20 protein-coding genes are annotated in these 19432 nt (G+C 36.2%); all 20 read left to right on the top strand.

Annotated features, from left to right (window positions below; all coding sequences use genetic code 11):
* The first annotated feature begins 136 nt into the window (after window positions 1–136).
* The 20 genes from LG276_RS15050 to LG276_RS14955 all read left to right on the top strand — a co-directional run bounded on the left by LG276_RS15050 (window position 137) and on the right by LG276_RS14955 (window position 19125).
* Window positions 137–340 carry a DUF2768 domain-containing protein gene (locus tag LG276_RS15050; RefSeq protein ID WP_095372749.1) on the top strand — a complete coding sequence of 68 codons (204 nt, stop codon included), beginning with the start codon at window positions 137–139 and terminating at the stop codon, window positions 338–340.
* 50 nt (window positions 341–390) lie between these two features.
* Entirely contained in the window at window positions 391–1101 is a 711-nt protein-coding gene (locus LG276_RS15045; RefSeq protein ID WP_251161926.1) for a hypothetical protein, read from the top strand.
* 222 nt (window positions 1102–1323) lie between these two features.
* Window positions 1324–2802: a stage IV sporulation protein A gene (spoIVA, locus tag LG276_RS15040; protein WP_095372751.1), complete on the top strand. Its 1479-nt coding sequence runs from the start codon at window positions 1324–1326 to the stop codon at window positions 2800–2802.
* Between the two features lie 619 nt (window positions 2803–3421).
* Window positions 3422–3694, top strand: a complete 273-nt coding sequence (gene hbs, locus LG276_RS15035) for a non-specific DNA-binding protein Hbs (protein WP_066200607.1) — start codon at window positions 3422–3424, stop codon at window positions 3692–3694.
* 505 nt (window positions 3695–4199) lie between these two features.
* Entirely contained in the window at window positions 4200–4766 is a 567-nt protein-coding gene (gene folE / locus LG276_RS15030) for a GTP cyclohydrolase I FolE (protein WP_224937426.1), read from the top strand.
* Between the two features lie 19 nt (window positions 4767–4785).
* Window positions 4786–5019: a trp RNA-binding attenuation protein MtrB gene (gene mtrB, locus LG276_RS15025; protein ID WP_095372754.1), complete on the top strand. Its 234-nt coding sequence runs from the start codon at window positions 4786–4788 to the stop codon at window positions 5017–5019.
* 311 nt (window positions 5020–5330) lie between these two features.
* A complete protein-coding gene (locus LG276_RS15020; RefSeq protein WP_404292262.1) occupies window positions 5331–6167 on the top strand; it encodes a heptaprenyl diphosphate synthase component 1 in 837 nt (278 codons plus the stop codon).
* A 4-nt stretch (window positions 6168–6171) separates the two neighbouring features.
* Complete coding sequence (locus LG276_RS15015) at window positions 6172–6873, top strand: demethylmenaquinone methyltransferase (RefSeq protein WP_281202323.1); 702 nt, start codon at window positions 6172–6174, stop codon at window positions 6871–6873.
* A 77-nt stretch (window positions 6874–6950) separates the two neighbouring features.
* Window positions 6951–7913, top strand: coding sequence for a heptaprenyl diphosphate synthase component II (hepT, locus tag LG276_RS15010; RefSeq protein WP_224937429.1), 963 nt, complete (start codon window positions 6951–6953; stop codon window positions 7911–7913).
* A gap of 111 nt (window positions 7914–8024) precedes the next feature.
* A complete protein-coding gene (gene ndk, locus LG276_RS15005) occupies window positions 8025–8471 on the top strand; it encodes a nucleoside-diphosphate kinase (protein ID WP_341106868.1) in 447 nt (148 codons plus the stop codon).
* 429 nt (window positions 8472–8900) lie between these two features.
* Window positions 8901–9698, top strand: coding sequence for a protein-glutamate O-methyltransferase CheR (locus LG276_RS15000; RefSeq protein WP_224937430.1), 798 nt, complete (start codon window positions 8901–8903; stop codon window positions 9696–9698).
* 135 nt (window positions 9699–9833) lie between these two features.
* Window positions 9834–11006: a chorismate synthase gene (gene aroC, locus LG276_RS14995; RefSeq protein WP_224937431.1), complete on the top strand. Its 1173-nt coding sequence runs from the start codon at window positions 9834–9836 to the stop codon at window positions 11004–11006.
* A gap of 2 nt (window positions 11007–11008) precedes the next feature.
* The gene (aroB, locus tag LG276_RS14990; RefSeq protein WP_224937432.1) at window positions 11009–12091 is read left to right on the top strand and encodes a 3-dehydroquinate synthase; all 1083 of its coding nucleotides are present in this window, start codon (window positions 11009–11011) and stop codon (window positions 12089–12091) included.
* A 2-nt stretch (window positions 12092–12093) separates the two neighbouring features.
* Window positions 12094–12468 carry a chorismate mutase gene (gene aroH / locus LG276_RS14985; RefSeq protein WP_095372762.1) on the top strand — a complete coding sequence of 125 codons (375 nt, stop codon included), beginning with the start codon at window positions 12094–12096 and terminating at the stop codon, window positions 12466–12468.
* Window positions 12469–12488: 20 nt separating this feature from the next.
* A complete protein-coding gene (hisC, locus tag LG276_RS14980) occupies window positions 12489–13589 on the top strand; it encodes a histidinol-phosphate transaminase (RefSeq protein ID WP_224937433.1) in 1101 nt (366 codons plus the stop codon).
* Window positions 13590–13739: 150 nt separating this feature from the next.
* Complete coding sequence (locus LG276_RS14975) at window positions 13740–14846, top strand: prephenate dehydrogenase (RefSeq protein ID WP_224937434.1); 1107 nt, start codon at window positions 13740–13742, stop codon at window positions 14844–14846.
* Between the two features lie 26 nt (window positions 14847–14872).
* Window positions 14873–16168 carry a 3-phosphoshikimate 1-carboxyvinyltransferase gene (gene aroA, locus LG276_RS14970; RefSeq protein ID WP_224937435.1) on the top strand — a complete coding sequence of 432 codons (1296 nt, stop codon included), beginning with the start codon at window positions 14873–14875 and terminating at the stop codon, window positions 16166–16168.
* Between the two features lie 155 nt (window positions 16169–16323).
* On the top strand, window positions 16324–17223 hold the full coding sequence (locus tag LG276_RS14965) for a hypothetical protein (RefSeq protein ID WP_224937436.1): 900 nt from the start codon (window positions 16324–16326) through the stop codon (window positions 17221–17223).
* Between the two features lie 21 nt (window positions 17224–17244).
* On the top strand, window positions 17245–18507 hold the full coding sequence (locus LG276_RS14960; protein WP_224937437.1) for a lipopolysaccharide assembly protein LapB: 1263 nt from the start codon (window positions 17245–17247) through the stop codon (window positions 18505–18507).
* A 75-nt stretch (window positions 18508–18582) separates the two neighbouring features.
* The gene (locus LG276_RS14955; RefSeq protein ID WP_224937438.1) at window positions 18583–19125 is read left to right on the top strand and encodes a ReoY family proteolytic degradation factor; all 543 of its coding nucleotides are present in this window, start codon (window positions 18583–18585) and stop codon (window positions 19123–19125) included.
* The last annotated feature ends 307 nt before the right edge of the window (window positions 19126–19432 follow it).

Raw genomic sequence — 19432 nt, 5'->3', positions numbered from 1 at the left:
TACAATGGATATTGAGAATGTTCAATTAGTCAAATAATTGCTTGCCTTTTACTGCAATACATAAAATTATCTGATAATGCTGTCAAAGCGAACGAACTGTATGGTATAATACAATTCGGAAAAAGGAGTGAATGAGATGTCACCTGGTTTAATGAAAATGTGGATTGCCCTTGCTTCAATGGGCTTTATGTTTATTGCTATTTTACTTATTTATTTAAGTCGGTTTAAGTTGAAAAATGGGGTATTGAAAGGGGTAACTGCTCTATTTGCCTATAGTTTTATGGTAGTAAGTGGTCTCATTATTTTTCTAGTCGTATTTAGCGGTCCCGTTTCAGAATAGAACATCGCAAGGGGTTTTCCCTGAAAATACATAATTAAAGGTTGATGTATATGAAAAAAAAGAGCTATTTAACTAGCTTATTTATACTCATAACCCTTCTTTTATCTGGATGTATGTATCCAGAAGAAGAAAGAGCAAAAAATCAAATTCCTTACGAGGATGAAATTAATCGCGTACAAACAGCCATCAAGCAATATCAAGATGAGACAGGTGGTCTATTACCTATAAAAACGACCGAAGAAGATACACCGCTTTTTCAAAAATATCCAATTGATTTTAAGAAACTTGTACCAAAGTATATGGCTGAGTATCCTAGCAATGCATTTGAATCCGGAGGCGTTTTTCAATATGTACTGATTGATGTTGAAGATGATCCGAAAGTGAAATTGTCTGATTTACGTATTGCTGATGAAATCAGAGATATTACTCTTCGAATTCGCATGGAAGGATATCCACCATATAAGGATAATATCGGTGAAAATGTATACTCATTAGATTTCTCTAAAATCGGTTATAATGACGAACCGAAAGCTGTTAGTCCGTTTAGTGGTAACGAACTATCGTATGTGGTGACAAGCGACGGAGAAGTGTTCGTTGATTATCGTACCGACTTAATGCAATTAATGGAGGCTGGGGATCTTAAAGCTGAAAACAGTGATATTCGCTTCCATTTAGTTGAAGATTCACCTTTTGTACCATCTTATTCATTACCGTATACAATAGATGAAAAAAAGAATGAACCAATATTTTTAGTGAATTAGTCATAACCCTCTCTCTACAAAATATATTGTAGAGGGAGGGTTTTTTTCTCTTTTAATACAATAATGAAAAGCAACAATTGATTGCATAAAGAAAAAGTGAGAAAGGGGATTTTTTTAAAAAGTTGGCATATTCATATCGGACAACATCATAGATATATAGTGTACAAATATAAATTATTGGATAATATTATCCCACTAACTCATGATTCAGGAGGGGATCACTTGGAAAAGGTAGATATTTTTAAAGATATTGCCGAACGAACAGGCGGTGATATCTATTTTGGAGTAGTAGGTGCAGTCCGTACTGGAAAATCGACATTTATTAAGAAATTCATGGAGCTAGCAGTCCTCCCAAATATGGACAATGAGGCTGATCGAGCACGTACCCAGGATGAGCTCCCTCAAAGTGCAGCAGGAAAAACAATTATGACTACAGAACCAAAGTTTGTGCCGAATCAAGCTGCTAATGTCCATGTAGATGAAGGCTTGGAGGTAAATATCCGTCTTGTTGATTGTGTTGGATATACAGTCCCAGGAGCAAAAGGATATGAGGATGAAAATGGTCCAAGAATGATCAATACTCCTTGGTATGAGGAGCCGATTCCATTTCACGAAGCTGCTGAAATCGGTACAAGAAAAGTCATTCAAGAACACTCTACAATTGGTGTCGTCATTACGACAGATGGTACAATTGGAGAAATTCCTCGCGCAAACTACATCGAGGCTGAAGAAAGAGTAATTGAAGAGCTGAAAGAAGTAGGAAAACCATTTATTATGGTCATCAATAGTGTGCAACCACACCATCCGGCAACGGAGGATCTTCGTTTGAAGCTATCAGAGAAATATGATATCCCTGTACTTGCTATGAGTGTAGAAGGAATGAGGGAATCTGATGTATATAGCGTGATGCGAGAAGCGTTGTACGAATTCCCTGTTTTAGAAGTAAATGTAAACTTGCCAAGTTGGGTAATGGTCCTCCACGAAGATCATTGGTTACGTGAGAGTTATCAAGAAGCCGTAAAAGAGACTGTCAAAGATATTAAGAGGTTACGAGATGTTGATCGTGTTGTACATCAGTTTAGTGATTTCGAATTTATTGATCGTGCAGGCTTAGCCGGTATAGAAATGGGTCAAGGGATCGCTGAAATTGATTTATATGCGCCTGATGATTTATATGATGAAGTATTAAAAGAAATTGTCGGTGTTGAAATACGTGGCAAAGATCATCTTCTTGAACTGATGCAAGAATTTGCCCATGCAAAATCAGAATATGATCAAATCTCAGATGCGCTTAGAATGGTGAAACAGACAGGATATGGCATCGCAGCTCCATCACTGTCTGATATGAGTTTAGATGAGCCTGAAATAACAAGGCATGGTTCAAGGTTTGGGGTTCGTTTGAAAGCTGTTGCTCCGTCTATTCACATGATCAAAGTTGATGTCGAATCTGAATTTTCTCCGATTATCGGAACAGAGAAACAAAGTGAAGAATTAGTTCGTTACTTAATGCAAGACTTTGAAGATGATCCCCTTTCAATTTGGAATTCAGATATCTTTGGTCGATCGCTTAGTTCGATTGTTAGAGAAGGAATCCAAGCGAAGCTATCATTGATGCCTGAGAATGCTAGATATAAACTCAAAGAGACTTTAGAAAGAATTATAAACGAAGGCTCTGGGGGACTCATTGCCATTATTTTGTAGAAATAAAAGGCGACTTTCATTCTATTCGGATGAAAAGTTGTCTTTTTTTATGGTAAAAAAAGTATGAACGGATGAGTGGTTAAATAGAGAATTATTTAAAACGAAAGAAGCGTGGAATTTCGGTAGAAGCTTTACTTGAATTCCCTTCTAAAAAGACCATTCAAACTTTCGTCTACATAGAAACGAATAAAAATACAATATGGTTACTTTGAATTGTTCTTTATAAAGAATTGTATTATTAAAATGAAAGAGCTTACATTTTTTATCTCTACAAATTTGTCAAGCTTTAAGCCTAGATTGACGGGTTTTCTCTCCCCTTATTACAAATTTGTTTCAAATAAGAAAAGATTGCCATCAAATCATGAAATATCCTTGATATGCTCAATTGATTATGATAATCTTTTAAGCAGAATTAACGTTGTAACGGTAAGAACCCTTATGAAATAAGGCTTTTTGCATCAAAAAAGTTGAAATTCTTCTTTTTTTGAGATATGATAAGTTTCTGCTTCAACAAAAATGCGTTACAACGTATAGAATTCAGTAATTTTGTTTACAAATGAATGTAAGGAATCTTTATTTTACTGGGTTTACGATATTTTTTTGGGAGGAGGTGAAAGTAATGAACAAAACTGAACTAATTAATGCAGTTGCAGAAGCTAGCGAGCTTTCTAAGAAAGATGCTACTAAAGCAGTTGATGCTGTTTTCGATACAGTGCTTGATGCACTTAAAAATGGTGATAAAGTACAACTAATTGGTTTTGGTAACTTTGAAGTTCGTGAACGTGCAGCACGTAAAGGCCGCAACCCACAAACTGGCGAAGAAATCGAAATCGCTGCAAGCAAAGTTCCTGCTTTCAAACCAGGAAAAGCGCTTAAAGATGCAGTAAAGTAATTAATTACATAATTAATTGCTTAAGGAAAAACCGCGAATTTTTTTCGCGGTTTTTCTTATAAATTTACGATTAATTTCAAACATTGCCTAGTCCTATACAACAGTAGTGCAATCCACAAAGGTAAAGGGGCTAAAGTCTACGGATTCTTTTACTCTTCGTTAAATGATTAAGAAGACCCCAATAACTGACTGACAATTAAAATGAATGATTCACGTTCTTCATTCTCTTTACAAAATCAATGCACATTCCACCATTTCAAGTGAATGACCATTTTATGAATGAGTTATAAAAAACTATGTTTTTTGCTACTATTTGTACTTAACATATAGATTTCTTTTCAAAACCATCATAGGAGTTTGACGGTACTTGTGTTCATTTATATAATAGTATCCTAAAAGGAAGAAAGTTTATCCTTTATTTTTTCTATAACTTTTTGTCTGTTAGGAAATAATTATGCTAGCATGTAAGATAATAGTTTATAGTTCCGTAATAGGAGGTAGCTGAATGTCAGAAGTAAATCGCGCTCAAATTGAAGAAGCTGTAAAGCTTATATTAGACGCTATTGGAGAAGACCCGAACCGAGAGGGGTTATTAGATACACCAAAAAGAGTAGCAAAAATGTATGAAGAGGTGTTTTCGGGCATACACCAGGACCCTGAAGAATATTTTGAAACCGTTTTTGGTGAAGACCATGAAGAACTTGTCCTTGTAAAAGATATTCCATTCTTTTCAATGTGTGAACATCATCTTGTCCCTTTCTTTGGGAAGGCGCATGTTGCTTATATTCCTAGAAATGGTAAGGTGACGGGATTAAGCAAGTTAGCAAGGGCTGTAGAAACTGTTGCAAGAAGACCACAACTTCAAGAGCGCATTACAGCTACAGTAGCAGATGCAATATTACATAAATTAGATCCTCATGGTGTGATGGTAGTCGTAGAGGCAGAACATATGTGTATGACGATGCGTGGTGTGAAAAAACCTGGTAGTAAAACAGTCACCTCTGCGGTTAGAGGTGTTTTTGCGGAAGATGGAAATACAAGAGCAGAAGTGTTGTCATTTATAAAAGGGTAATAGGATAGAGGTGACTCAAATGGAGAGAACAAATCCTGGCAATGAATATGTCGTCATTAAAGCAAAAGAAGATGGCGTAAATGTGATTGGTTTAACAAGAGGCTCGGACACGAGGTTTCATCATTCGGAGAAATTAGATGAGGGAGAAGTCATGATTGCTCAATTTACGGAGCATACTTCTGCTATTAAAATACGAGGGCATGCGTCCATCGTAACAGCATATGGAGAAGTAGAAAGTGAAAAGAAAGCTTAAAGGTATGATCGATTGATATGAATTTATATGCCTTTCCTTTATATTCCCCTAACAAGTCACTTTGTTTTATGATATAATTGTCACTGGCTTATCATTGAAGTCAAGCGCTCTACCATTCAAGTTAAATAAGCTTTAAAAAAGGAATGGAAGCAATGATTTTATAAAAGTGAGAGGCTTTTTTTATGTCTAATGGAGAACAATTAAGTCACTTTTTGGGCAATGTAAAAGGGAAGTGCTACTATAAATAATCTTTAGTAAATGATTGGTTCATATGTCGATCATAAGGATTGCCCGTATCGGGGGAATATATAATGAATGCAAACAAGAACGCCAAACTACAAGATATGAATACACGATTAATGAACTTAAAGGAAGTTCTTCAGAAAAAAACGCGTCAACCTTATATGTCAAAGATCATTCAACAACCATATATTGACGAAGACAAGCTTCTTTTAATCATGTTTATTGTCGATAACCTGCAAATACCGAAATCCAAAGCAGATAAATATATCATAACGACCATGCTTGTGCAAATCGCCCTTGATACACACGAAAGCGTTCAAAATGAACCTCTGCCATTAGAGCGTCTAAAGGGAAGGCAGCTCACCATTTTAGCAGGAACTTATTATAGTGGATTATACTACCAAATTTTAGCTGAAATAGATGATATTTTTATGATACGAACTTTAGCTGAAGGTATTATGGAAGTAAATGAACATAAAGTTTCTGTTTATAGCCATGCCAGAGTTACTGTAGAATCGTTAATGGAGTCTATAAAAAAGACGGAGTCCTCTTTATTTGATCGTATTACTCACTTTTACAATAGAGGTGAGCTTGGTGAATTGGCAGCAAATCTTGTTTTTATTAATAGAGTGTTACTCGAGAAAAAACAATTTTTAGCTGGTAAACCGTCCATTTTATTTGACGCTTTATCTAAATTATTTGAGACTGAGCAAAGTGTACCATTTACTTTGCATAACAATAAACAAAGTCTTATTCATATTTGTGATAAATACGTCTCCTTATCCTTTAAAGAAATTGAGCAATCCATTGATAAATGCGAACATACAGAGCTATTTAGAGAAAAACTAAAATGGATGAAAAGCCAGCAACAAGAAGCTGTTCAGTCATTTGTAGAGGAAGGTTAAATACATGGTACAATCGAAAGAAGAACGTGTGCATAAAGTATTTGAAAAAATATATGGTAATTACGATAAGATGAATTCAGTCATTAGTTTTCAACAGCACCTGCGCTGGCGGAAAGATACGATGAAACGAATGGATGTAAAGCCTGGGGCAAAAGCGCTCGATATTTGTTGTGGAACGGGCGATTGGACGATAGCATTATCAGAAGCTGTAGGTGAAAAAGGGGAAGTCATTGGTTTAGATTTTAGCAAAAATATGCTTAAGATTGGTGAAGAGAAGGTGAGCAATCACCCAATCAAGAACATAGAATTAGTCCATGGAAACGCGATGGAATTACCATACCCTGATAATAGCTTTGACTATGTAACAATTGGATTCGGCTTACGGAATGTTCCTGATTATATGCAAGTCTTAAAGGAAATGTATCGTGTAGTGAAGCCTGGTGGTATAGCTGTTTGCTTAGAAACTTCTCAACCGACAATGATTGGCTTTAAACAAGGCTACCGTTTTTATTTCCGTTTTATTATGCCGGCATTTGGTAAAATCTTTGCAAAAAGCTATGAGGAATATTCATGGTTACAAGAGTCTGCTAAAGATTTTCCTGGTATAAAAGAATTAGCGGGAATGTTTAAAAAAGCAGGTTTTCGTGATGTTGAGTATAAGCCATATACTGGTGGCGTTGCGGCGGTCCATATTGGACATAAATAATAATTTGTTCTGAAATGTAATTCATCATTGACAAGTATGAATGTGCATGAAGGATTTAAAGCTGGGTGAGTATCGATATGAAATTAAAGATGATCTATTCTTTTTTGAATGCTGACATCAATATTATTGAAAAAGAATTAGAGGACACTATACAGGCTGAATCGCCTTTGCTTCATGAGGCATCCCTTTCATTATTACAGGCTGGTGGAAAAAGATTACGACCCGTATTTGTTTTACTTGGTGGTAAATTTGGCAACTATGATATTAATAACATAAAAAATGTAGCAGTTTCATTAGAACTCATCCATATGGCGTCACTTGTTCATGATGATGTAATTGATGATGCAGATTTGCGTCGCGGACAGCCGACAATTAAATCTAGGTGGGATAACCGGATTGCTATGTATACCGGTGATTATATTTTTGCGAGAGCCCTGGATGTTCTCTCTAACATTAATAAACCGATTGCGCACCAAATTTTAGCTCACACGCTTGTGGAATTATGTTTAGGTGAAATTGAACAGATTGAGGATAAATTTCAATTTAATCAAAATTTGCGAAAGTACTTACGTCGAATTAGAAGAAAAACCGCTATACTCATTGCAGCGAGCTGTCAATTAGGAGCAATCGCAGCTGATGTAGAGGATGAGTTACATAAAAAGTTATATTATATAGGTTATTATATTGGAATGAGTTATCAAATTATTGATGATGTGCTTGATTTTGTAGGGACAGAAAAAGAGCTAGGGAAACCTGCTGGTGGTGATTTGAAGCAAGGGAATATTACTTTACCTGTTTTACTGGCTATGGAAACACCTGCCATTAAAGACGATTTAGTAAAAATAACTGACCATTCAACAGAAGCAGAAATTGAGCGAGCATTAGAATTGATAAAAAATTCCGATGCGATTGATCGTAGCTTAACATTAAGTGAATTATACCTTGAAAAAGCGCTAAATTTAATTGCTGAGCTTCCACAAAACCGCGCAAAAAATTTACTGCGAGATATTGCGAAAACAATTGGTAAAAGAAAGTTTTAACCGAAACGGTCATTTTATCAATTGGAAGTTGCTAAATTGTCAAAACAATGATAATATTTTTGATGGATTATGGATGATAAATAATACATAGAGCAAGAGGAGTGTTTGAAAATGGAACAAACTTTTTTAATGGTTAAACCAGATGGTGTACAACGTAATTTAATTGGAGAAATCGTTTCTCGTTTTGAAAAGAAAGGCTTCCAACTAAAAGGCGCTAAGTTAATGAGTATTCCTACTGAGCTTGCAGAAGAGCATTATGGGGAGCATAAAGAGCGTCCTTTCTTTGGTGAATTAGTAGACTTTATTACTTCTGGACCCGTTTTTGCAATGGTTTGGGAAGGTGAAAATGTGATTGCCACAGCTCGTCAAATGATGGGTGCAACTAACCCTAAAGATTCTGTACCAGGTTCTATCCGTGGTGATTTCGCAGTAACTGTTGGTAAGAATGTTATTCATGGTTCAGACTCAAAAGAAAGTGCAGAACGTGAAATCGGTCTGTTCTTTAAAGAAGAGCAAATTGTCGAATACAAAAAGTTAATCAACGATTGGTCTAACTAATCTATTCACTCTAAAAACGTCTGGCAATTGCCAGGCGTTTTTTTGTTTAAATAATGGCTCTATTAATTTTTGTGTTTATATACAGTTGAGGAGAAGGGATTACCGCGTCCATATGGAGTGAAAAAGAGAAAGATAGCTGAGCAAAAGGGATTAGTGTGTCCACATTTAAGAATAACTTCACCAAAAGGGATAAACGCATCCATCAAGAGTAAAAAAGAAAAAATTTGGCTGTGCAAAGTCGTTTAAGGACAATTCATTAAGCTACTCTATCAAGAGTAGAGTGAAAACGATAAACTCTCCCCTGAATTTTTGTACTTTTTATAAAGCAAATCGAATTATTTACGGCAATTCAAAAAAATTTCAACATTATTTGCACTTTTGTTTTATACTAGATAGAAAATGTAGCTTTATAAGGGAGGTGTACACCTCATGTACGAACATGAATATGAGCAATTTATTGAAAAGGTTAACCAATATACGGGCATTGATTTGGCTCAATATAAAGAAACACAAATGAAAAGGCGACTTCAAGCTTTCTATGATAAAAAGGGGTATACATCTTTTAACCAGTTATATCTTGCGATGGTTAAAGACAAAAAGCTGTTGGCTGAGTTTTTAGATCGTATGACGATTAATGTCTCTGAGTTTTACCGAAATCGAAAGAGGTGGGAAGTGTTAGAAAAAGAAATACTACCTCTATTGTTACAGAAGAAAGAGCCATTGAAGTTATGGAGTGCTGCCTGTTCAACAGGAGAGGAGCCATACACACTAGCGATGATCTTATCTAAGTATTTACCTCTTTCAAAAATCCGAATTTTTGCTACTGATATTGATGAATCTGCACTACTGAGAGCAAAAACAGGCATTTACCATGAACGATCTCTTCAGGAGATACCTGATGAAATGAAAAAGAAGTATTTTTTTCAAGAAGGAAAACAATATATTCTATCAGATGAGATTAAACAAACAGTAGTCTTCCAAAAGCAAAATTTACTTGCCGATTCTTTTTTAAAAGACTATGACTTAATTATTTGTCGAAATGTCCTTATTTATTTTACCGAAGAAGCAAAAGCAATGATTTATAGCAAATTTAGTAAAGCACTTAAAAATGGTGGTTACTTATTTGTTGGAAGTACGGAACAAATATTTAATCCCTCTCTATATGACTTGAAAAATCAGCAATCTTTCTTTTATAAAAAGACAAGCGGACTGCCGTTAATAAAATAAATAGGCTTTTCAACCTAATTAGTTACATATTTTTTATAGAAATAAAAGATTATTTTTAAATTTATACTATGTTTATGGATGTTCATATGTTATATTGATACATAATCCTTTAAAGCGTTGAAGGGGGAAAGAGTAATGAGATATTTAACTTCTGGGGAATCACATGGACCCCAATTAACAACAATTATTGAAGGCTTGCCTGCAGGGTTGCCATTACTAGAAACAGATATTAATGAGTCACTTGCAAGAAGGCAAAAAGGATATGGTCGTGGCCGTAGGATGCAAATTGAAAAAGATACTGTCCAGATTACATCCGGCGTTAGACATGGATATACATTAGGATCACCGGTTGGACTTGTCGTTGAGAACGATGATTGGAAGCATTGGACTAAGATTATGGGGCAAGCACCAATCGAACCGGAGGAATTAGAAGAAGTAAAAAGAAAAATAACAAGACCGAGACCAGGTCATGCGGATTTAAATGGTGCTGTAAAATACGGTCATAGAGATATGAGAAATGTATTAGAACGTTCATCAGCTCGAGAAACAACAGTAAGAGTAGCAGCGGGTGCAGTAGCGAAAAAGTTATTATCATCTTTAGGCATTGAAGTTGTGGGTCATGTTGTGGAGATCGGTGGAATCGTCTCAAATGTGAAAAGTTATTCTTCAATGGAAGAATTAAAAACAATAACTGAAGAGTCTCCAGTTCGTTGTTTAGACAGTGTAGCAGCAGAAGAGATGATGGCAGCGATTGACAATGCCAAGAAGAATGGTGATTCTATTGGTGGTGTCGTTGAAGTAGTTGTAGAAGGTATGCCTTCGGGAGTTGGTAGTTATGTTCATTATGATCGTAAACTAGATGCAAAACTTGCTTATGCGATGTTGAGTATAAACGCCTTTAAAGGTGTTGAATTTGGTATTGGCTTTGAAGCCGCTAAAAAGCCAGGTAGTCAAGTACATGATGAGATTGCTTGGAGTGAGGAGAAAGGTTATTATCGTAAAACCAATAATCTTGGTGGTTTTGAAGGAGGCATGACAACTGGTATGCCGATTGTTGTTAAAGGTGTAATGAAACCTATACCAACACTATATAAACCATTAGAAAGTGTAGATATTGATACGAAAGAACCTTTTAATGCTAGTATTGAACGTTCAGATAGTTGTGCAGTACCAGCGGCGGCAGTAGTGGCAGAGCATGTAATTGCTTGGGAGTTAGCAAGCGCGATTGTTGAACAATTCTATGCAGATCGCTTTGAGACGTTAAAGGATATAATTGCCGATCAAAAACGGTATGCAAAGGAGTTTTAAAGATGGTGCAGCTGCAAATTTCAACTCAACATCACTCTTATCCAGTCGTTATTGGTAGCGGCGCTATTCATGGTGTACAAGCATTCATTCAAGAAAATATGAAGGAAGTCACCAATATTGGCATCATTATTGATGAAAAGGTAGCGGATATTTATTGGAACGACTTAAAGGCAGCTTTTAATGAGCTGCCCTTCTCCGTTTACATTGCACCTAGCGGAGAAAATGCAAAGACTTTTGATGTCTATTATGACATTACCGGCTTTTTGCTTGAGAAAAAGCTCGATAGAAAATCGCTTATTATTGCTATAGGTGGAGGGGCAATTGGTGACTTGGCAGGGTTTGTTGCTTCTACGTTTATGAGAGGTATCCCTTTTATACAGATCCCAACAACCATTCTTGCCCACGATAGTGCAGTAGGTGGTAAAGTAGCCATCAATCATCCTTTAGGAAAGAATATGATTGGTGCTTTTCATCAGCCGGAAGCAGTTTTTTATGATTTAGAATTTTTGCAATCACTATCTTTGCAGGAAAAACGCTCAGGGTTCGCTGAAGTAATTAAGCATGGACTCATTCATGATGAAGTGTTTTATGCACAGATGCGTAGTGAACTCCATACGCTAGAAGAACTTTCTCCTACGTTACTTTCATCCTTTTTAACAAGAGGCATAGAAATAAAAGGAGAGTTTGTCGCAGCGGATGAAAAAGAAAAAGGTGTGCGAGCATATTTAAACTTTGGTCATACATTAGGTCATGCGATTGAGGCAGAAATGGGCTACGGCGGTTGGACGCATGGTGAATCGGTCGCAGTTGGAATGATTTTTGCTCTTAAATTAAGTCAGAAAAAATTAAATCTTTCATTTAATGTAGAAGATTTCACACAATGGTTACAGATTTTAGGATATACAACCACGATTCCTGTTCATATAAGTCATGAAAATCTATTAAAAAGAATGAAACAAGATAAAAAGAGTGTTGCAGGCCAAGTAAAGTTTGTGTTGTTAACCAGAATCGGGAAACCAGTTTTAGAGGATATTTCCGATGAAATCATACTAGAAGAATTGGCAAGCTTTCATAAGGGGGGATAAAGGTGATACGTGGGGTGAGAGGTGCGGTTACTGTTGAAAAGAATGAAGAAAAAGAAATAGTGGCAGCTACCGAGCAGTTGCTACGAGAAATGATTAAGGAGAATCATATAGATGCACATTCTGTCGTAAGTGTATTTATTTCTGTAACAGATGACATCACAGAAGCCTTTCCAGCAAAGGCGCTCCGGGCAATTGAGGGATGGACATATGTGCCCGTTATGTGTATGAGAGAAATTCCTGTTCCAAAAGGTTTAACAAAATGTATTCGGGTGATGATGCATGTGAACACGGAGATTGCTCAAGAAAAAATTTCTCATATTTATTTAGGAAATGCAGTATCATTACGACCGGATTTACAACAAGAATTAAATAGATAAAGAAGAGGAGTATGAGGAAAATGAAGTGGAAGCAGCAAATATTAAATTTGACCCCTTACCAACCTGGAAAATCTATAGATGAAGTAAAAAAACAATATGGACTAAGTGAAATAACAAAACTTGCTTCTAATGAAAATCCCTTCGGTTGTTCACCAAAAGCGTCAGAGGCAATTCAGCAACCTTCTGCATTTTTTGCTTTATATCCGGACGGATATGCTGCAAATTTGCGTGAAGCCCTAGCTAGTCATCTTGGTGTGAGTCAGGATCAATTAATCTTTGGAAATGGCTCGGATGAGACAATTATGATGCTTTCTCGTGCATTATTAAGTCCTGAAACAAATACTGTTATGGCTACACCAACCTTTCCTCAATATAAACATAATGCAATCATTGAAGGAGCAGAGGTACGTGAGGTACCGCTAAAAGAAGGGCAGCATGATCTAGAGAATATGTTAGCGCAAATTGATGAGCAAACAGCAATCGTTTGGGTTTGTAGTCCGAACAACCCAACTGGCACCTATATTCCCAACGATGAACTAGTGTCGTTTATTAGTAAAGTTCCTGAAGATGTATTAGTTGTACTAGATGAAGCGTATTGTGAATATACGACAGCAGAAGATTACCATGATTCCATTAAAATTGTTGAGGCTTTTCCACATGTCATCGCTCTTCGTACTTTCTCTAAGATTTATGGACTTGCTAGCCTACGTATTGGTTACGGGATTGCTCAAGCACCACTCATTCGCGCGTTAGAGCCAGTCAGGGAACCATTCAATGCCAACCGCTTCGGTCAAGAAGTAGCTATACAGGCGTTATCTGACGATGTGTTCATTGAAAAATGTAGACAAGAGAATCGTAGTGGATTAGCGCAATTTTATCAATTTTGTGAGGAAAACGGATTAGATTACTATCCATCCCAAGGAAATTTTATTTTAATTGACTTTGCTGTGGAGGGAAATCGCGTCTTTCAATCACTATTAGAAAAGGGCTATATTGTTAGATCGGGTCAAGCATTAGGTTTTCCTACAGCTGTTCGGGTAACAGTTGGATCGAAGGAACAAAATGATGGTGTTATACAAGCGATGTCTCAATTTCTATCAGAAATCAAGACAGTATCTTAATTAGGAATTTTTTATTTCAGAGGCGAAAATCGTCTCTGAAATTGTTTTACATGAAAAAGTATTTGTAGGGTAGTGGTATTTTTCTATTTAGCAATTTAACCTCATACCTTCGTCAATCAATGAGTTTTCTAACAAGAGGTGTGTTAAAACATGAATGGACAAGTATTTGTTATTGGTCTAGGATTAATCGGTGGTTCTATTGCACTTTCAATTAAGCATACTCATCTTGAAGCCAAATGTAGCGGTTATGATGTAAATAAAGAACAGTTAAAACTCGGTAAGATGTTGGGTGTAATTGATGAGTCAGTTTCAACTATTCGTGAAGGTGCTGAGAAGGCTGACCTGATTATTATTGCTACACCAGTAAATGAGACAAAAAGAATAGTAGAAGAGCTCGCATACATGGATCTTAAAAGAGATGTAATTATAACAGATGCGGGAAGTACGAAGAAAGAAATTATATCATCTGCCAATGATTTAAAACAAAAAGGTTTTACATTCATTGGTGGTCATCCGATGGCCGGTTCACATAAGAGTGGTGTATCTGCAGCCAGACGACTTTTATTTGAGAATGCCTTCTATCTTTTAACACCTGAACCGCATATTACGGAAGAGAAAATCGATCGTTTAAAAGAGTGGCTGACTAGTACAAAGGCAAAGTTTATTACAGTGACACCACATGAGCACGATTACTTAACAGGTGTGATTAGTCATTTTCCGCATATTATTGCTGCTTCTCTCGTTCGTCGAGCCGAAGAGAGTAGTCAAACACAAAAGCTGATTCCCCGCCTTGCTGCAGGTGGATTTAGGGATATTACAAGAATTGCTTCTAGTAGCCCAGCGATGTGGCGTGATATTCTCTTGCAAAATAATGAGGTGTTGTTAGATTTATTAGAAGACTGGAAGAAAGAAATGAACTATGTCTATGAAATGCTTACTACTGCGGATAATGAAGAGATCTTTCAATATTTCCAATCTGCCAAAACCTTTCGTGATGAAATGCCACAAAAACAAAAAGGAGCCATTCCGGCCTTTTATGACCTATTTGTCGATGTCCCTGATTATCCAGGTGTCATTTCGGAAATTACTGGATATTTAGCAAAGGAAGAGATTAGTATCACAAATATTAGTATTAGAGAAACGAGAGAAGAAATAACTGGCGTGCTTGTGATTAGCTTTCAAACAGAAGAGGATCGTGATCGTGCGATAGATTGCATAAATAGACAAACATCTTTTGAACATACAATTGGCATGTAACAATGTTAAAAAAAGGGTGATTAAGTGTGAGCGTAAAGAATTTGAATTTTACACATAATGGATTATCTGGTGAGATTCATATCCCTGGTGATAAATCGATTTCTCATCGGTCGATTATGTTCGGTTCAATTGCAAAAGGGAAAACAGTCGTTAAGAATTTTTTAGCTGGTGAAGATTGCCTTAGTACAATTGCTTGTTTTAGAAAACTTGGTGTTAAAATAGAGCATGAAAATCAAACAGTTATTATTCATGGTGAAGGTATGGACGCCCTAAAAGAACCAGAAGAAGTACTTGATGTCGGTAATTCAGGAACAACCATTCGTCTCATTATGGGTATCCTTTCTGGGCGCCCTTTTCATAGTGTTTTAATCGGTGATTCGTCAATTGGTAAACGTCCTATGACAAGAGTGGTTGGACCCTTAAAGGAAATGGGTGCTAAAATTGAGGGACGTCAATCAGGTGAGTTCACTCCCTTATCTGTTACAGGTGGTGAGCTTGAATCAATCACCTACACTTTACCAGTAGCCAGTGCTCAAGTGAAATCTGCCATCATACTTGCTGGATTACAAGCAAAAGGGACAACAAAAATTATTGAACCTGAAAAAACGAGAGATCATACAGAAAGAATGATCCATGCCTTCAGTGGAAAAGTGTCAAATGATAATGGAATGATTTCAGTTGAAGGTGGTCAATCATTTAAAGCAACGAATCTTATCGTACCAGGAGATATTTCCTCAGCTGCCTTTTTCCTAGCAGCAGGAGCTATCGTACCTAATAGTAAAATCGTCCTCAAAAATGTGGGTTTAAATCCAACAAGAACAGGTATCATTGATGTACTAAAAGAAATGGGTGCAAAAATGACGATTGAGCCTTATGAGAGTAACGGTCACGAGGAGCCTGCAGGTGATATTTTTATTGAAACATCTGAACTTAAAGGTGTCACAATTGATGGAGAAATGATTCCGAGATTAATTGATGAAATACCAATTATTGCCCTACTTTCGACACAAGCTACCGGGAAAACGATTATTAAAGATGCGCAAGAATTAAAAGTAAAAGAAACGAATCGTATTGATACAGTTGTGAATGAGTTGAAAAAACTAGGTGCAAATATTGAAGCAACTGATGATGGGATGATTATTGAAGGTCAAACTTCTCTATCGGGAGGAACTGTCGAGAGCTATGGTGATCATCGTATTGGTATGATGCTGTCCATTGCTTCATTAATTTCAGACGGGGATATAGAACTCTATCAGCCAGATGCTATCGCTGTTTCTTATCCAAGCTTCTTTGATCATATTGATCATTTATTAGTAAAGTAAATATAAATCATATCTATTCGCTTGTGGTACATGCCAATGATGACATACGGTATGCACCACAAGTTTTTCTTTTTGTGAGCGAAATGTAAAAACTAATCATATATTCTTGTTTTCATCATAGCTTGTCTAAAAAGATGAGATAAGGATGATGATAAATGGTATATATGATTGAGAACGTTTATCGACAGAATAAAAGCAAGGGCGCCTATGTTCCTACCTCTTACGTTATCGGTAATGAGAAAATCCTTTCCGTTAGAGAAGCACCCTTTAGGCAATATACGTATATGAAAATAGACGGAGATCCGTACGTGATTTCTCCTCCCCTCGTTAAGTATGTTGAGACAATACCTGACGATATGCCTAACTTCTTTCTTTCTGAGCTGATTTTAAAGGGATGTTTAGTGTTCATGACGAAAGTGGAAATAAGCTATAAACATCAATTAAAGTCAGCTATCCAACTGTTGGATGATAAGCTGAAAATTTCTCCAATTGATTATTTGTTAGGGGTGCAATTGCCATTGGCTTCACTGCAGCCAGACATGATAAGATTATTAAGAAAAGAAAAAATTCCTGCTGTTTTTGTGGAAATAACGGGAATCAATGATTTAGACGATATGCCATGGGGATGGGTGAAAGAAGCGTTCTTTCCTTACTTTAGTAACTTAATCCCTATTTTTAAGCATGTTGATAATGAAAAAGACTACCGTTTACTGCAACAAAAGTGGGTGTATTATATGAAAAAGCATCGCCTGCCATATGTGGCTCATCCATTGAAAAATGGTGAATTAATCAATGAGCAAACGCAAGCAACAATCGGTATATACCCTTTTAAAACACAATTACAACCTGGATTAGAAGCGAATTATAATTTTTACAAACGAGGCAGGGAAATCACAAATATTGAAGAATTAGATGTATATCATTATCATAGAGAGAGGCTGGTCATCTCATGTTTACGTGGGAGAGTCTTACGGGCAGGTGATTGGCATCATCCGCTTGAAGGATTTGGTAAGAGAGTCATGATTAAGACACCATCATACTACCAGCTATCATAATTGTATTGAAAGGATATAGATATGGATAAAGTAAAAAAGATTATAGCCTTGTTAGAAAATGGGTTACATGATGAGGCATTAGAAAAATATAAAGAAATACTTTCTCATGGTACACATGAAGAGAGGTTTGTTTTAGCGGAAGAACTGATGCAATATGGGTTTCTAAAAGAGGCACACCAACTAATAGAGAGGCTGTTAGATGCCTACCCTGAGGAAGGCGAACTGCTTGTAATGAAAGCAGAAATCTTCATTGATCTAGGAAATGAAGAAGAAGCAGTGCTCGTATTAGAGCAAGTAAATCAACAAGATGCTAGTTATCCACAAGCCTTATTATTGTTGGCAGACTTATATCAGATGGAAGGTTTATATGAGGTAAGTGAAAGAAAGTTATTAGATGCGAAAGCGATACTTCCCGAGGAGCCAATTATCGATTTTGCCTTAGGTGAGTTGAGTGCAGAACAAGGAAAATTTTTAGAAGCAGTTAAATTATATGAAAAAGTACTGACAAAAAAGGAGCTTATTGGCGGTGTAAACGTTAACCAAAGAATGGCTGAAAGTTTAAGTGCAGGGGGTGCTTTTGAAGAAGCATTGCCTTATTATGAAAAAGCGCTTGAAGAAAAGTTGGAAATACATACGCTATTTAGCTATGCATTCACAGCTTTACAAGCTGGTTATAATCAAGTAGCCATTGAGAAATTTAATGAGCTCAAAGAAATAGATCCAGAATTTCACTCGCTGTATTTACATCTCGCAAAGGCATATGAACGTGAAGAACAAGTTCAAGAAGCTTTAGCAACAGTAAAACTGGGAATTAAACAAGATGAATATAATAAAGAACTTTATTTTTATGGTGGTAAGCTAGCCTTGAAAATTCCAGATGAACAACTAGCAGTTGACCTCCTAAGAGAAGCGTTAGCGATTGATCCAGAATATATTGATGCTGCTATTGTGATTAATAAAGTTTTTATGAATAACGAGCGTTTCAATGATGTAATTGAAATTGCAGAATTAATGCAAAGCGCAGAAGTGATTGATCCACAACTATTATGGGATGCAGCAAAAAGTTATCAAGAAATAGAAGAATATTCACAGGCATTAAACAAATACAATGAAGCATATACTTATTTTAAACAGCAGCCGGATTTCTTGGCAGACTATGGATATTTTCTAATTGAAGAAGGAAAACGAAAGGAGGCTGCCGAACTTTTTAGTAAGCTTACTCGTTTGGAACCTCACAACGAAGAATATCAGGATATCCTGCAGCGGCTTTCAGATGAGTCGTAGAGGTTTGCATCATCAGAAAGTCTACCTGAAGCTTAAGTGAAAAAAATTAAAGCTGCAGCAGAGGAGGGAATCAAAATGACGGCCCCTGTATCTGTCAATGAAAAGAAAGACTTTATTCGTTGGTTTCTTAATCATTATCAGTTAAAAAGAAGAGAGTGTGTTTGGATTCTTAACTACTTAATGAGTCATGATCAATTAATGGAGAAGGTTCATTTTGTGGAACAGGCTCAGTATTGTCCGAGAGGATTAATTATGTCTACACATTGTGTCGATGAAGCGCCTTTTCGTTTTTACAAAGAGAATGTAATGACAACTGACGCAGAAAAGTCATTTCATGATATCCGCTTAAATAGAGAAGAAGATATATTTATTCAGTTGAACTTCCATGCTGCCAATAAAGCTCATCAATATGCAGCGGTGTTAGAAGAAAATCCTTTTATGCCAAAGACATTAAGAATAAGTGAAAAAGACCGTATGATAGCTGAAAGATTCTTAACAGAGAGCTTAGCGCGTTTTCAAAAGGAAAAATTACTCAAAGAAATTGATGAGGCATTAGATAAACAAGATAAAGAAAGATTTATTCTATTAACAACGAAATTGAATAAACTTCAAACATAGGTTTTTATTTATAGAAAAGTACAGACAAAAAAGATATGCTTCCTATTTTTTTAAGGGAGTCATATCTTTTTTTGATTTCATTATATGTTGAGACGGAAGAGGATGAAATGAAAACAGGGGACATATGATTCTTGTGAAAGCGAATAGGGAAGTCATAATATAGCACACCAAGCTTTTAGAGTTTAATTCTCACATTAAGAGTTTTAAAGTTTTAATTAAAATAATGGGCGTGACGAACCTCAGGAATATTAATAATACCTATACCATCTTCCTCTAAGTATAAAAAATATATTTAATGAATTCTGAA

The sequence above is a fragment of the Cytobacillus kochii genome (genome assembly GCF_044790165.1).
Lineage (GTDB): Bacteria > Bacillota > Bacilli > Bacillales > Cytobacillaceae > Cytobacillus > Cytobacillus kochii.
This window is presented reverse-complemented; position numbering and strand designations above follow the sequence as displayed.

What these genes read in the sequence shown, in the direction of transcription:
- LG276_RS15050 (WP_095372749.1), top strand. Translation starts at nt 137, where the DNA reads ATGTCACCTGGTTTAATGAAAATGTGGATTGCCCTTGCTTCAATGGGC.
- LG276_RS15045 (WP_251161926.1), top strand. Translation starts at nt 391, where the DNA reads ATGAAAAAAAAGAGCTATTTAACTAGCTTATTTATACTCATAACCCTT.
- hbs (WP_066200607.1), top strand. Translation starts at nt 3,422, where the DNA reads ATGAACAAAACTGAACTAATTAATGCAGTTGCAGAAGCTAGCGAGCTT.
- folE (WP_224937426.1), top strand. Translation starts at nt 4,200, where the DNA reads ATGTCAGAAGTAAATCGCGCTCAAATTGAAGAAGCTGTAAAGCTTATA.
- mtrB (WP_095372754.1), top strand. Translation starts at nt 4,786, where the DNA reads ATGGAGAGAACAAATCCTGGCAATGAATATGTCGTCATTAAAGCAAAA.
- LG276_RS15020 (WP_404292262.1), top strand. Translation starts at nt 5,331, where the DNA reads ATGAATGCAAACAAGAACGCCAAACTACAAGATATGAATACACGATTA.
- LG276_RS15015 (WP_281202323.1), top strand. Translation starts at nt 6,172, where the DNA reads ATGGTACAATCGAAAGAAGAACGTGTGCATAAAGTATTTGAAAAAATA.
- hepT (WP_224937429.1), top strand. Translation starts at nt 6,951, where the DNA reads ATGAAATTAAAGATGATCTATTCTTTTTTGAATGCTGACATCAATATT.
- ndk (WP_341106868.1), top strand. Translation starts at nt 8,025, where the DNA reads ATGGAACAAACTTTTTTAATGGTTAAACCAGATGGTGTACAACGTAAT.
- LG276_RS15000 (WP_224937430.1), top strand. Translation starts at nt 8,901, where the DNA reads ATGTACGAACATGAATATGAGCAATTTATTGAAAAGGTTAACCAATAT.
- aroC (WP_224937431.1), top strand. Translation starts at nt 9,834, where the DNA reads ATGAGATATTTAACTTCTGGGGAATCACATGGACCCCAATTAACAACA.
- aroB (WP_224937432.1), top strand. Translation starts at nt 11,009, where the DNA reads ATGGTGCAGCTGCAAATTTCAACTCAACATCACTCTTATCCAGTCGTT.
- hisC (WP_224937433.1), top strand. Translation starts at nt 12,489, where the DNA reads ATGAAGTGGAAGCAGCAAATATTAAATTTGACCCCTTACCAACCTGGA.
- LG276_RS14975 (WP_224937434.1), top strand. Translation starts at nt 13,740, where the DNA reads ATGAATGGACAAGTATTTGTTATTGGTCTAGGATTAATCGGTGGTTCT.
- LG276_RS14965 (WP_224937436.1), top strand. Translation starts at nt 16,324, where the DNA reads ATGGTATATATGATTGAGAACGTTTATCGACAGAATAAAAGCAAGGGC.
- LG276_RS14960 (WP_224937437.1), top strand. Translation starts at nt 17,245, where the DNA reads ATGGATAAAGTAAAAAAGATTATAGCCTTGTTAGAAAATGGGTTACAT.
- LG276_RS14955 (WP_224937438.1), top strand. Translation starts at nt 18,583, where the DNA reads ATGACGGCCCCTGTATCTGTCAATGAAAAGAAAGACTTTATTCGTTGG.